Here is a 13635-nt window from a genome sequence, read left to right as displayed (position 1 = left end):
GCCGGGGGTAACCCTGTAGAGCCGAGCCCATGCTCGGCTGCTGTTCGCGTAGTGCCACCGCCGCGCTGCTCGCGTCAGCCGAGCGCGGGCTCGGCTCTACAGGCGCTGGCCGAGGCGGGCTGGCATGACGTGGGCGATAATGCGGCCATGAGCATCCAAGAGCTTTCCCCCACGCAGGCGCGTGAACGCCTGGCCCATGGCGCCGTGCTGATCGATGTGCGCGAGGCGCACGAGCGTGCCGGTGGCATGGCCGAAGGCGCACGCGGCGTGGCCAAGGGCGAGCTGCAGGCCGATCCGGCCGCGCATCTGCCGCGTCACGACCAGGAAATCCTGCTGATCTGCCAGAGCGGCAAGCGCTCGGCCGATGCCGCGCAGTTCCTGCTGGAGGCGGGCTACACCAACGTCGCTTCCGTGACGGGCGGCACCGTGGCCTGGCGCGAGCAGTCGCTGCCGCTGGTGCAGCCGCTGGCCAGCGCCGCCGACCGCGATTTCTTTGACCGCTATTCGCGCCATTTGCTGTTGCCGCAGGTGGGTGAAGCCGGGCAACGCAGGCTGCAGCAGTCGCGCGTGCTGGTGCTGGGTGCGGGCGGACTGGGCGCACCGGCCGGCTTCTATCTGGCCGCGGCCGGGGTGGGGCACCTGCGTTTCGCCGACCACGACCGCGTCGAGCGCAGCAACCTGCACCGGCAGATCGTGCATACCGAAGCCAGTGTCGGCCAGCTCAAGGTCGATTCCGCGCGCGAGCGGTTGCTGGCGCTGAACCCGTCCATCGACGTCGAAGCGGTGCCCGAGCGGGTCACCTCCGACAACGTGGATGCGCTGCTGGAGGGCGTGGACGTGGTGCTGGACGGCTCGGACAACTTCCCGCTGCGCTACCTGCTCAACGACGCCTGCATCAAGCACGCAAAACCGCTGGTGTATGCCGCCATCGAGCGCTTCGACGGCCAGGTCAGCGTGTTTGATGCAGGCCGCCAGCGTGGCGTGGCGCCGTGCTACCGCTGCCTGTTCCCCGAGCCGCCGCCGCCGGAGTTCGCGCCGAACTGTTCCGAGGCCGGGGTGCTGGGGGTGCTGCCTGGGTTGGCCGGCGTGCTGCAGGCCACCGAGGTGCTGAAGCTGTTGCTGGGCATCGGCGAGCCGCTGGTTGGCCGGCTGCTGCGCTTCGATGCGCTGGGCATGCGCTTCCGCGAGACCGGCATCCGGCCGGACCCGCACTGCCCGGTGTGCGCGCCGGGCGTGCCGTTCCCCGGGTATATCGATTACGCCGCGTTCTGCCGGGGCGGGTGAGGCTGGCCGGGGAGTCATCCACGCATGGCGTGGATCTACCGGGGTGCGGCGGCTGTGCGTCATCCACACATGGCGTGGATCTACCGGGGCGCGGCGGCTGTGCGTCATCCACGCATGGCGTGGATCTACTGTAGAGCCGAGCCCATGCTCGGCTGCTTCTGGCCTCGGCACGAAGAGCAGCCGAGCGTGGGCTCGGCTCTACAGTGACTTGCAACGATTTCGGGATGATGTCGGGGGTCACTCCCATCATCGTTCCACCTCCAAGACAATCCGGCGCAACATGCGTGCTATTGCCGTCATCGGCATTGCTCTATTGTTGAACCCGATTCTGGATCTTGGGGAACACACCGCATGGCGGTAGAAGCAGCGACCAGCGAGCTGGTCAAGGTCGTGGCCCTGTTGGGCGCGGCGGTGGTGATGGTGCCCCTGTTCCGCCGGGCCGGCCTGGGCTCGGTACTGGGCTACTTTGCTGCTGGCCTGGCGATCGGACCGTTCGGGCTGGGCTGGTTCTCCGACCCGCAGGCCATCCTGCACACCGCCGAGCTCGGCGTGGTGATGTTCCTGTTCGTGATCGGCCTGGAAATGCGGCCCTCGCACCTGTGGAGCCTGCGCAAGGAAATCTTCGGGCTGGGTACGCTGCAGATCGTCACCTGTGCGCTGATGCTGACCAGCATCGCCAAACTGTTCGGCCTGCCGTGGCAGGTGGCCTTCATCGGCGCCACCGGTTTCGTGCTCACCTCCACCGCAGTGGTGATGCAGTTGCTGGCCGAGCGCGGTGACATCGCGCTGCCATCGGGGCAGAAGATCGTCTCCATCCTGCTATTCGAAGACCTGCTGATCGTGCCGTTGCTGGCACTGGTGGCCTGGATGGCACCGGGCGCGGGCAGCGTGGATGGCGAAGGCTCGCGCTGGCTGTCGGTGGCGATCGGCGTCGGTGCCATCGTCGGTCTGGTGCTGGTCGGCCGCTTCCTGCTCAACCCGTTGTTCCGCGTGCTGGCCGAATCGAAGGCGCGCGAGGTGATGACCGCCGCCGCGTTGCTGGTGGTGCTGGGTGCGGCGCTGCTGATGCAGCTGTCCGGCCTGTCGATGGCGATGGGCGCGTTCCTGGCCGGTGTGCTGCTGAGCGAATCGACCTTCCGCCACCAGATCGAGGCGGACATCGAGCCGTTCCGCGGCATCCTGCTGGGCCTGTTCTTCCTCAGCGTGGGCATGGCGCTGGACCTGGGCGTGGTGGCGGGTAACTGGCAGCTGATCCTCGGCCTGGTGCTGGCGTTGATGGCGGCCAAGGCGCTGTGCATCTACGTGGTCGCGCGCATCATGGGCAGCGACCACGCACAGGCGCTGGACCGTGGCGTGCTGATGGCACAGGGCGGCGAGTTCGCCTTCGTGCTGTTCTCCGCCGCGGCATCGGCCGGCGTGATCAACATGGAGATCAATGCCAACTTCACCGCCGTGGTGGTGCTGTCGATGGCGCTGACCCCGCTGGTGGTGCTGCTCTACAAGCGCATCGCACCGAAGCCGACGGTGAACATGGACGGCGTGGACGAAGCCGATGGCCTGTCCGGCAGCGTGCTGCTGATCGGCTTTGGCCGCTTCGGCCAGGTCGCCAGCCAGTCGCTGCTGGCGCGCGACGTGGACGTGACCATCATCGACAACGATGTGGAGATGATCCAGAGCGCGGCGCGATTCGGTTTCAAGATCTATTACGGCGACGGCACGCGGTTGGATGTGCTGCACGCGTCCGGCGCCGCCACTGCGCGCGCGATTGCAGTGTGCGTGGACAAGGCCGAGGCGGCTGATCGCATCGTTGAACTGGTGTCGCACGAGTTCCCGCAGGCCAAACTGATGGTGCGCTCGTTCGACCGCGAGCATTCGCTGCGGTTGATCCATGCCGGCGTCGATTTCCAGATCCGCGAAACGTTTGAATCGGCGGTGCTGTTCGGCCAGGCCGCGCTGGTGGAGCTGGGCGCGGACGAGGACGACGCGGTGGAGATTGCCGAGCAGATCCGTCGCCGCGATGCCGAGCGTTTTGAGCTGGAGATTGCCGGTGGTGGTTTGAATGCAGGTGCGCGGATGATCTACGGCAACAGTCCGCAGGGCGTACCGACGCCGACGCCGTTCACCGCGCCGAAGCGGGAAAGCAAAACGCTGAACCCGCAGGATGTGCCGGAAGAGGAAGAGTAGAGCCGAGCCCATGCTCGGCTTGCTCTTCGGTCAGGTTGCGGTAAAGCCGCGCTATGCGCGTGAGCCGAGCGTAGGCTCGGCTCTACAAGGGCGGGCCGGTCGGCTGTAGAGCCGAGCCCGTGCTCGGCTGCTCTTCGGTCAGGTTGCGAAAATGCCGCGCTGCGCGCTTGAGCCGAGCGTAGGCTCGGCTCTACAAGAGTGGGGCGGACGGTTGTAGAGCCGAGCCCATGCTCGGCTGCTCTTCGGTCAGGTTGCGAAAAAGCCGCGCTGCGCGCGTGAGCCGAGCGTAGGCTCGGCTCTACAAGGGCGGGCCGGTCGGCTGTAGAGCCGAGCCCATGCTCGGCTGCTCTTCGGTCAGGTTGCGAAAATGCCGCGCTGCGCGCTTGAGCCGAGCGTAGGCTCGGCTCTACAAGAGTGGGGCGGACGGTTGTAGAGCCGAGCCCATGCTCGGCTGCTCTTCGGTCAGGTTGCGAAAAAGCCGCGCTGCGCGCGTGAGCCGAGCGTAGGCTCGGCTCTACAGGGGCGGGTCGGCCGGCGTCGTGGCGGTGGGCGAGGGGGCCTGAATCGGGGACAATAGCGTCCCCGCCGCCCCACGCCTGCCCCCGATGACCGATTCCGCCCCCCAGCATCCTGCCCGCATCCTTGATGGCCGCCGTATCGCCGAGGACCTGCTCGACAGCCTGAAGGTGCGCGTCGACGCCCGCGTGGCCGCTGGTGGCAGCCGCCCAGGCCTGGCCGTGGTGCTGGTCGGTGGCGACCCGGCCTCGACCGTGTACGTGCGCAACAAGCGCCGCGCGGCCGAGAAGGTCGGCATCGAAGCACACGACTACGATCTGCCGGCCGGTACCACCGAAGCTGAGCTGCTCGACCTGATCGACCAGCTCAACGCCGATCCGAAGATCAACGGCATCCTGATCCAGCTGCCGCTGCCGGGCATTCCGGACGCGCGCCGGCTGATCCAGCGCATCGACCCGCGCAAGGACGTGGACGGTTTCCACCCGGAAAACGTCGGCCACCTGGCCCTGCGCGAGTTCGGCCTGCGCCCGTGCACCCCGCGCGGCATCACTACGCTGCTGGGTCACACCGACCAGCCGGTGCGCGGCCGCAACGCCACCATCGTGGGCGTGAGCAACCACGTCGGCCGCCCGATGGGCCTGGAACTGCTGATTGCCGGCTGCACCGTGACCAGCTGCCACAAGTTCACCCCCAAGGACGTGCTGGAACAGGCCGTGCGCAACGCCGACATCCTGGTGGTGGCGGTGGGCCGCCCGGGCATCGTGCCGGGCGAGTGGGTGAAGCCGGGCGCGGTGGTTATCGACGTGGGCATCAACCGGTTGGATGACGGTCGCCTGGTGGGCGATGTTGGGTTTGAGGCCGCTGCCCAGCGGGCGAGCTGGATCACCCCGGTGCCGGGTGGCGTCGGCCCGATGACCGTGGCCACGCTGATGCAGAACACCCTGGAAGCGGCGGAAGCGCTGAGCTGACCCGCCCCGCCTGAATGAATCACCGCCCCGCGCGACGCTGCGGCACCGCTTGGTGGTGCCGGGCCTCGGGCCCCCTGTAGAGCCGAGCCTATGCTCGGCTCATCGCGGTCTGGCGGAAAGCAGCCGAGCGTGGGCTCGGCTCTACAGGTGAGCGGGTGCGACACTGTGTCGCGCGAAGTTCCAATTCTGGCTACCAAAAATGCTGTTCTTGGCCCCTGAAAAGGGGTAAAATGTCGCGCTTCCCCACATCTCGGGTATGCCGATGCTGCGCATCCAGGCTGAAGCACTCACTTACGACGACGTCTCGCTCGTCCCCGCCCACTCGACCATCCTGCCCAAGGACGTCAACCTCGAAACGCGGTTGACCCGAGACCTGAAGCTCAAGCTTCCGATCCTGTCCGCAGCCATGGATACCGTCACCGAAGCCCGCCTGGCCATCGCCATGGCCCAGCTCGGCGGCATGGGCATCATCCACAAGAATCTCAGCCTGGAACAGCAGGCCGCGGAAGTGGCCAAGGTCAAGAAGTTCGAGGCCGGTGTCATCCGCGACCCGATCACCGTCGGCCCGGAAACCACCATCCGCGACGTGCTGGCCCTGACCCAGGCGCACAACATCTCCGGCGTGCCGGTGGTGGGCAGCGACGGCCAGCTGGCCGGCATCGTGACCCATCGCGACATGCGCTTTGAAACCGAGCTGGACGATCCGGTCCGCCACATCATGACCAAGAAGGATCGCCTGATCACGGTCAAGGAAGGCGCCGCGTCTGATGAAGTGCTGCAGCTGCTGCACCGCAACCGCATCGAAAAGGTGCTGGTGGTCAATGACTCGTTCGAACTGCGTGGCCTGATCACCGTCAAGGACATCCAGAAGAACACCGACTTCCCGAACGCTGCCAAGGATCTGTCGACCCGCCTGCTGGTCGGCGCTGCCGTCGGCGTGGGTGGCGATACCGATCGCCGCGTGGAAGCGCTGGTCGCCGCCGGCGTGGACGTGATCGTGGTCGATACCGCGCACGGCCACTCGCAGGGCGTGCTGGACCGCGTCAGCTGGGTCAAGAAGAACTTCCCGAACGTGCAGGTCATCGGTGGCAACATCTGCACCGGCGAAGCCGCATTGGCGCTGCTGGACAGCGGCGCGGACGCGGTCAAGGTCGGCATCGGCCCGGGCTCGATCTGCACCACCCGCGTCGTTGCCGGCGTCGGCGTGCCGCAGGTGACCGCCATCGACCTGGTGGCCGAAGCGCTGCAGGACCGCATCCCGCTGATCGCCGACGGTGGCATCCGCTACTCGGGCGACATCGGCAAGGCGCTGGCCGCCGGTGCCTCGACCATCATGGTCGGCGGCCTGCTGGCCGGTACCGAGGAATCGCCGGGCGAGACCGAGCTGTACCAAGGCCGTTCGTACAAGAGCTACCGCGGCATGGGTTCGCTGGCTGCCATGGAGAAGGGGTCGAAGGACCGCTACTTCCAGGACGCCGCCACCGCCGACAAGCTGGTACCGGAAGGCATCGAAGGCCGCGTGCCGTACCGCGGCCCGGTGGGCGGCATCATCCACCAGCTGATGGGCGGCCTGCGCGCCACCATGGGCTACGTGGGCTGCGCCACCATCGAAGACATGCGCAGCAAGCCCAGGTTCGTGAAGATCAGCGGCGCCGGCCAGCGTGAGAGCCACGTCCACGACGTGACCATCACCAAAGAGCCGCCGAACTACCGCGCCTGATGCGCTTGCGAACTGCTCTTGCGATTACGGGCAGCCTGCTGATGGCAGGCTGTTCGTTGTCCGAACCGCCGCCGCGCTCCGGGTCTCCGGGCGCGGCGGTTTCGCAATTGCAGGACGTGCAGGCGTGCCAGAACGCGTTCTCGCTGCCGAAGGGCTGGCAGGTGCAGGCCGCTGGCGAGCAGCGCTGGCTGCTGAAAGGCACTGGCGAGCGCCCGCTGCAGGTCTTGCTGCAGTGCGTTACCGAGCTGCTGCATGGCCCGGATGATCCGGTGCTGACGCCGGTACTGGGCGCGCTGGAGCCCGCACGGATGAGCGTGCAGTGGGCGTCCTGGGGCGCTGCGGAGTCGGGCTTCTCGATGGCGGCGCTGCAACGGCGCATCGTGCCCGGCACCGAAGTGCAGGAAATCGCCGAGCTGCCGCGCGCTGACCGCGCCAACCCCAACGCACCGCACGGCCTGCTGATGCTGCGCTGGGATGAGGAAGACCCCTCACATATTCAACAACGCGAGGCGTTCATCGCCACGCTGACGCAGAGCCTTGAAGCGCCGGGCGCTGCGAAAAACACCACTGGAACGGCACCATGACCAACATCCATAACGACAAGATCCTCATCCTCGATTTCGGCGCGCAGTACACGCAGCTGATCGCCCGCCGCATCCGCGAGTTGGGCGTCTACTGCGAAATCTGGGCGTGGGACCACAACCCGGCCGACATTGCCGCGTTTGGCGCCAAGGGCATCATCCTGTCCGGTGGCCCGGAATCGACCACGCTGCCGGGCGCCCCGGCCGCGCCGCAGGAAGTGTTCGACAGCGGCCTGCCGATCTTCGGCATCTGCTACGGCATGCAGACCCTGGCTGCCCAGCTCGGCGGTGCCACCGAAGCGGCGGACCAGCGTGAGTTCGGCCACGCCGAAGTGAACGTGATCAACCCGGATGCACTGTTCAAGGGCCTGAGCGACCACGGCGGCGAGCCGAAGCTGAATGTCTGGATGAGCCACGGCGACCACGTCTCCGTTGCACCGCCGGGCTTCACCATCACCGCCACCACCGACCGCATTCCGGTGGCCGCCATGGCCAACGAAGAAAAGCGCTGGTACGGCGTGCAGTTCCACCCGGAAGTGACCCACACCCTGCAGGGCCAGGCGCTGCTGCGCCGCTTCGTGGTGGACGTGTGCGGCTGCCAGACCCTGTGGACCGCCGCCAACATCATCGACGACCAGATCGCCCGCGTGCGCGAACAGGTGGGCGATGACGAAGTGATCCTGGGCCTGTCCGGCGGCGTTGATTCGTCCGTGGTGGCCGCACTGCTGCACAAGGCCATCGGCGAGAAGCTGACCTGCGTGTTCGTGGATACCGGCCTGCTGCGCTGGCAGGAAGGCGACCAGGTGATGGCGATGTTCGCCGAGCACATGGGCGTAAAGGTCGTTCGCGTGAATGCCGCCGACCGTTACTTTACCGCGCTGGAAGGCGTGAGCGACCCGGAAGCCAAGCGCAAGATCATCGGCAACCTGTTCGTTGAGATCTTCGACGAAGAGTCGAACAAGCTGAAGAACGCCAAGTGGCTGGCGCAGGGCACCATCTACCCGGACGTGATCGAGTCGGCCGGCAGCAAGACCGGCAAGGCGCATGTGATCAAGAGCCACCACAACGTGGGCGGCCTGCCGGAGCACATGAAGCTGGGCCTGGTGGAGCCGCTGCGCGAGCTGTTCAAGGACGAAGTGCGCCGCCTGGGCGTCGAGCTCGGCCTGCCGCGCACCATGGTCTACCGCCATCCGTTCCCGGGCCCGGGCCTGGGCGTGCGCATCCTGGGCGAAGTGAAGCGCGAATACGCCGAACTGCTGGCCAAGGCCGATGCCATCTTCATTGATGAGCTGCGCAAGGCGGATCTGTACGACAAGACCAGCCAGGCGTTTGCCGTGTTCCTGCCGGTGAAGTCGGTGGGCGTGGTGGGTGATGCGCGTGCGTATGAGTGGGTGATTGCGCTAAGGGCCGTGGAGACGATCGACTTCATGACCGCGCACTGGGCGCACCTGCCGTATGAGTTCCTGGGGACGGTGAGCAACCGGATCATCAATGAGTTGCGGGGGGTGTCGCGGGTTGTCTATGACATCTCGGGGAAGCCGCCGGCTACTATTGAGTGGGAATGATTTGAAAGAATGAGGGCGCCGAAAGGCGCCCTTGTTTTTTGTGCGGTTCGCTGTTCATCAGGCGCACCAGCGGGCAATGGAGTACCTGCTCTGCCAAAAGGTTGCATTGCCCGTGACGTGGGTTTGGAATGCGACTGTCGAGAGCGCATCGCCTGTCTGCCGCTCTAGGACGTCACCCACCTCAGAGAGTACGTTCATAGCACCGCGTTCTATCAAATCCAGATTGACGGCTTTCAGGCTGAAAAAAACGAAGCCCCGCTTCGACGTACTAGGTGACTTGGCACTACCTTGAGAGCTCCGTAAGGTTCTAGGGGGGGGGGCGCGCAAGGTGAGTGAATCCTTGGTAGTCGAGGCCTTGTAACGAACTGCCAAGACGCTGATTGTGCCAGGCATATCGGTTTGCGGTCATGCTGGTCGGCAATCACATTGCTGCTGTCGCCCGCCAATGGGATCAAGCACCTGCGTGCTTTGAATGCGCTCCGGAATCCCGGCTTGGTGGCCGCGGTATCGATACAGATATTGGTGGTAGAGCCCTTCAGGCAGGAGGCTCCAAGCCAGTCGCTGCGCCTGTAGGTCCTTCTCCGCGGTCTAGAACCGCGATAGCGCGCCGGGTAGGCACTAAGGCTGTGGCTCACAGGTACGGGCAGTGGGTCGCCCACTAGGTGGGGGGCAATCTGGCGACGTGTTTGATCAGGGTCTGGACAAATCGGCCGCATATGGCTCGCGCAGCTTTCGTTGAACTGCGCTTCGCACAAGCGTTATCTGGTGCCATAAGAATCAAGTCTCTGGAAGCTCTTGATCTAGCAATTTTTACATTCCAGCGTGTTTCTCGCGCGGATCTGGCTGCGCTAACGGTACGTCAAGTGGTAACACTGAAAGGCTGAGGTGCCGTAATGACCGCTTTTGCGCGCAGCGCGTGATGGGACCCTGCGCGTAATTTGCGCTTCTGCTTACAGTAGGCGGCGTGTCCGCCGCTGGACTCGGTTACGCGATGGCTTGTTAGTTGGATCCAGTCCCTCTAAGATCGAGTTGCACCAAAGGGAAAATCCACTTGGCGGTGCTTTATAGATAGTTCGCGTAACCGGACCCAGAGGCCAGCTATTCGCTAGTTGGGCGGCAGTACAATCGGGCCCCATGGCCCATAATTTCGATTCAATAACAGGGGGAACTCGTGGCAACGAAGAAGAGCGCAGGTGGCCGCAGGCCAGGTAGCAAGAACCACTCTCCTCGAGAGGATCGACTCTTGGCCCAGGTGGCGGCACTTAAGGCGGGTCTTGCTGCAGAGAAGGCAAAGGGAAAAGTGAAGGATGCAGAGAAGAAGGAACTTCGTGTTGCGCTAAGCGAGGCCAAGAAGAAGGCCGCTTCTAAGACAGCAGCCACTAAGAAGACCGCTTCCAAGACAGCAGCTACGAAGAAGACTCCACCTAAGAAGAAGTAGTTCGGTGAAACGAGGCTTCCTGCCTGAGAATTGATTCAAGCCGATGCCGCTTCGCGGCACGGCTCAATTCAGATGTTTGGCCTCATGACACACAACTCCAGGCCCATCGAACCGCCATATTATTCTCGGGATTTGGAATAGAGCCGCTTGCAGCGCTAGCTCGACGTGGAGGACCTGCATTGGATGGCTGGTACATTCACCACACTGACTCGGGGTCCGATGGTTTTCGTGAAGGATGTGGGTGGATTCTATTCCGAGAGAATTCGGCCTCGCACGAAGCAAGCCTCAAGGCTATCGCTAGCAGTGGCAATGATTACTGGCAATTCATCCAAGCCGAATCCGCTTCACGGCTCGGCTTGATTCAGGCACTAAGGCGCACCACATGAGCGGTCGCAAGCAACATTACTTACCTCAGTTCTTGCAGCGCCCCTTTAGTCATCGCGTTGTCAGAAACAACTACTACGTACATGTTCACGAGCAGCGATCGAGGTACAGCCCAAGCACTACGGGAGTTGGCGCGATTCGTGACTTTTATTCAACGATCGAAGACACCCGCGCTGACGACAACATCACAGCAAACGAGTCGATTCTTGGAGGAATTCTGGATCGGGTGTTGCGCACCAAAGAATTGCCTGAGAGTGGTGATATTTCCATGCTTTTCGGCGCGTTATCGATTCGCACGCTCAAGATGCGAAACGCGATGGAAGAGCTTGCGCCAGCCATGATTAGCACTTTAAGAAAGAAGGCCGCTGAGCAGGCTTGGGCTCTAGAGGCGCTGGATGAACAAATAAATGACGCGGCCTGGATTGACACGCAGATAGATAAGCAGTTGCAAGAGTTCGGTATGGTTGACAGAAATAGACGCGCAGCCATGAGGGCCATCATCAGGCCGCAGATAAAGAGAGAGCTTGAAAGTAGTAAGCCCCGAATTCTCGAAGATTTCAATGCACTATCACACCAACTGTTCGACTATCTGGAATCGAAGGCAGCAACGATTGCGAATGGGGCTTTGTCTCGCGTCTTTACTGATACGAGCGCATTGGACAAGAGGAGCTCGTTTTTTGATGATTTTTCATACACCTTGGTTGAGACAACCGAGGAGTCGTTTGTACTCGGTGATTGCGCGGTCGCCGCCTTAGACAGTCAGTCACGGCCCCGCGTGGCCTTGGGTAACGTTGATAAGCGTGTCCTCCTTGATCAGATCTTCTTGCCTATCAGCCCAGACCTGCTTATACACGGGGCTCGAACCCCAGAGGCGGAGTTCCCTGGTAGTGCGCAGGTCAATCGACTATCTGCGATGCTATCCAACCACTTCTTCATAAGTCTCGAAGAGTCAACGATCCACATTGAGGAGCTAAAGAAGTTAATTGGCGCTGCAGCAACCCCGATCGTTAGCTTAGAAGAACTCGCGAGCTTCTGAAGCATGTCTCGTCCTTGCACTTCATTTAGGCTGACGCCGAATCGTGGCACGGCTTAACAAGGGCGTTAAACGTCCTCTATTAAGCGGAGGCGGGCGCTAGATTCGTCAGCAGGCATCGATGTGACCAAGGATGATCACTCCGGCCTAACCTCATGGCACGCCCACTCAACCAACCCTCGGCAGGCCAGAAATAGCCCATCCACAACCCCCTCATCCAAATGCCGTTCCGGATCCGCTGCCACCCGGCAGCGGTCCGCTGCATGCAGAACCTCCAGCACCGTCAGCGCGCCCACCATCGCGCGCTCGCTCCTGGCAAGACTCACGCGGCGGCCGGGCGACACATCGGTTTCCGGCCAAGGATGCCCATCAGCTCCTTCGCAGCCGCGCATGCGCTTGAGGATGCCGAGAAGGGAGTTCAGATCGGGGAGGGGAGTGTCGTCGTTGATGGGTTCAACAACGGTGTACGAAGAGAAGGTGTCGGATTCGTTCATGGCGTCGGCTTCCGTGGCTGTGCTTAACAGCGCCACCGCGAAGAGGTGGCGGACGGTGCGGGTTCCAAACCGGGACAGACAGTTGTCAATAACCGGCGGGTCCGAAGACCCCCACGCACCGCCCGCCATAAAGGCCGACGGATTGCCCGCCGGCACCGGTTAAGGACGGTGCCGACGGGCAAGCGTAAACAACTATCTGTCTCGGGTTTGGACGCCCGCTGCCACCCGTTGTCGGTGGCGCGCCATGGTGTTTACGCGGCCGCTTCGAATGCCAATAGAAATTCGCGAAGGAATCGCGGAATCCGAGAGCGAAGAACTATTGTTGCACGCACCATTCATGCAGCACGCGACGCCAGCAGACGCATTCGCGCAGCTGCTCTGCTGATGGCGAATAAAAGTGGCGCAATCGCCCATGCCACAAGCGAATAGCGCGACAGCCTGCTTTGCAACAGTTCTTAGTCAGCCTCGCCAGGCAACGGCGCGCGATCAGCCGCATACCCTGAAAAGCGGTTCAAACCCGACAACGCCAGCGAGCCTCGCAGCCTCAACCCACCCCATCCTCAGCCGCATTCCCCACCAACAACTCAATCATCGCCCGCGCCGCCGCCGACTGCCGCCGATGCGGCGCATAGATCACCGAGAACGGCCGCGATCTTCCCCGCAGCTGCGGCAGCACTTCCACCAGCTGCCCACGCATCAACCGCTCGCGCACGATGAACGCATAGCTCTGGCAGATGCCGATGCCCTGTTCGGCCAGCGACACCACGCCAAGCACGTCGTCGGAGGTTTCGATGGACGAGCGCGGCAGCCAGTCCACGTCGCGCCCGCCATCGCGGAACACCCACGGCGCCAGCCGTCCCGTACGCGGCATCACAAACGGCAGGCACAGGTGCTGCTGCAGGTCGTCCAGGGTCTGCGGCGTGCCGTGGCGCTGCAGATAGTCCGGCGCGGCCACCAGCAGCAGCGGCGCGTCTTCCAGCTTTCGCCCCACCAGCCCGCTGTCCGGCAGCTGGCCCAGGCGGATGGCCAGGTCGAAGCCTTCGGCCACCAGGTCCACGTTGCGGTTGGTGATGTTCAGTTCCACCTGCACCTGCGGGTACTGCTGCGCAAAGCGCGCCAGCACGGGCGGCAGCCGGTAGTGGCCATAGGTGGTGGGCACGCTCAGGCGCACGCGGCCGGCCAGCGCACCGTCCTGGGCCAGTACGTCGCGCTCGGCGTCGTCCAGCAGGCCGAAGGCGGTGCGCACCTGTTCCAGATAGAGCCGCCCGGCGTCGGTCAGGCCCACGCGGCGGGTGGTCCGCTGCAGCAGCTGGCGGCCCAGCCGCGCTTCCAGGCGGGTGACGGCGCGGCTCAGCACCGAGGGCGTGGTGGACAGCGCCACCGCGCCGGACGTGAACGAGCCGTGCTCGACCACCGCCAGGAACACCTCCACATCGCCCAGGTAGTCGAACTTGCGGCTCATTTGGCT

Annotated in this window: 10 protein-coding genes; 8 read left to right on the top strand and 2 right to left on the bottom strand. The window is 63.9% G+C overall.

What is annotated here, in order from left to right:
• Positions 1–147: 147 nt before the first annotated feature.
• The 8 genes from moeB to ACZK0Z_RS13485 all read left to right on the top strand — a co-directional run bounded on the left by moeB (position 148) and on the right by ACZK0Z_RS13485 (position 11676).
• Positions 148–1284, top strand: a complete 1137-nt coding sequence (gene moeB / locus ACZK0Z_RS13520; protein WP_049427444.1) for a molybdopterin-synthase adenylyltransferase MoeB — start codon at positions 148–150, stop codon at positions 1282–1284.
• Positions 1285–1635: 351 nt separating this feature from the next.
• Positions 1636–3468: a monovalent cation:proton antiporter-2 (CPA2) family protein gene (locus tag ACZK0Z_RS13515; RefSeq protein ID WP_197632296.1), complete on the top strand. Its 1833-nt coding sequence runs from the start codon at positions 1636–1638 to the stop codon at positions 3466–3468.
• A gap of 605 nt (positions 3469–4073) precedes the next feature.
• On the top strand, positions 4074–4952 hold the full coding sequence (gene folD, locus ACZK0Z_RS13510) for a bifunctional methylenetetrahydrofolate dehydrogenase/methenyltetrahydrofolate cyclohydrolase FolD (RefSeq protein WP_049402332.1): 879 nt from the start codon (positions 4074–4076) through the stop codon (positions 4950–4952).
• Positions 4953–5214: 262 nt separating this feature from the next.
• Positions 5215–6672, top strand: coding sequence for an IMP dehydrogenase (gene guaB / locus ACZK0Z_RS13505; protein ID WP_197632295.1), 1458 nt, complete (start codon positions 5215–5217; stop codon positions 6670–6672).
• Between the two features lie 107 nt (positions 6673–6779).
• Positions 6780–7256, top strand: coding sequence for a hypothetical protein (locus tag ACZK0Z_RS13500; RefSeq protein ID WP_197632302.1), 477 nt, complete (start codon positions 6780–6782; stop codon positions 7254–7256).
• Positions 7253–8818, top strand: coding sequence for a glutamine-hydrolyzing GMP synthase (gene guaA / locus ACZK0Z_RS13495; RefSeq protein WP_197632294.1), 1566 nt, complete (start codon positions 7253–7255; stop codon positions 8816–8818). The genes ACZK0Z_RS13500 and guaA overlap by 4 nt, the downstream gene beginning before the upstream one ends.
• Before the next feature lie 1171 nt (positions 8819–9989).
• A complete protein-coding gene (locus tag ACZK0Z_RS13490) occupies positions 9990–10256 on the top strand; it encodes a hypothetical protein (protein WP_197632293.1) in 267 nt (88 codons plus the stop codon).
• Positions 10257–10638: 382 nt separating this feature from the next.
• Positions 10639–11676 (top strand): DUF4238 domain-containing protein, encoded by a 1038-nt coding sequence (locus ACZK0Z_RS13485; protein ID WP_080375081.1) that lies wholly within the window; start codon positions 10639–10641, stop codon positions 11674–11676.
• A 134-nt stretch (positions 11677–11810) separates the two neighbouring features.
• Here the strand turns inward: ACZK0Z_RS13485 and ACZK0Z_RS13480 are convergent, their stop codons facing one another.
• Positions 11811–12167, bottom strand: a complete 357-nt coding sequence (locus tag ACZK0Z_RS13480) for a hypothetical protein (protein WP_053498424.1) — start codon at positions 12165–12167, stop codon at positions 11811–11813.
• 544 nt (positions 12168–12711) lie between these two features.
• Positions 12712–13629 carry a LysR family transcriptional regulator gene (locus ACZK0Z_RS13475; protein WP_197632292.1) on the bottom strand — a complete coding sequence of 306 codons (918 nt, stop codon included), beginning with the start codon at positions 13627–13629 and terminating at the stop codon, positions 12712–12714.
• Positions 13630–13635 lie beyond the last annotated feature (6 nt).

The sequence above is a fragment of the Stenotrophomonas sp. 116085_Sma genome, from assembly GCF_056479585.1.
This window is presented reverse-complemented; position numbering and strand designations above follow the sequence as displayed.

Bases quoted from the DNA above. Each gene is read 5' to 3' on its own strand.
- guaA (WP_197632294.1), top strand. From the start codon at position 7,253: ATGACCAACATCCATAACGACAAGATCCTCATCCTCGATTTCGGCGCG.
- ACZK0Z_RS13515 (WP_197632296.1), top strand. From the start codon at position 1,636: ATGGCGGTAGAAGCAGCGACCAGCGAGCTGGTCAAGGTCGTGGCCCTG.
- ACZK0Z_RS13475 (WP_197632292.1), bottom strand. From the start codon at position 13,629: ATGAGCCGCAAGTTCGACTACCTGGGCGATGTGGAGGTGTTCCTGGCG.
- moeB (WP_049427444.1), top strand. From the start codon at position 148: ATGAGCATCCAAGAGCTTTCCCCCACGCAGGCGCGTGAACGCCTGGCC.
- ACZK0Z_RS13480 (WP_053498424.1), bottom strand. From the start codon at position 12,167: ATGAACGAATCCGACACCTTCTCTTCGTACACCGTTGTTGAACCCATC.
- ACZK0Z_RS13485 (WP_080375081.1), top strand. From the start codon at position 10,639: ATGAGCGGTCGCAAGCAACATTACTTACCTCAGTTCTTGCAGCGCCCC.
- folD (WP_049402332.1), top strand. From the start codon at position 4,074: ATGACCGATTCCGCCCCCCAGCATCCTGCCCGCATCCTTGATGGCCGC.
- guaB (WP_197632295.1), top strand. From the start codon at position 5,215: ATGCTGCGCATCCAGGCTGAAGCACTCACTTACGACGACGTCTCGCTC.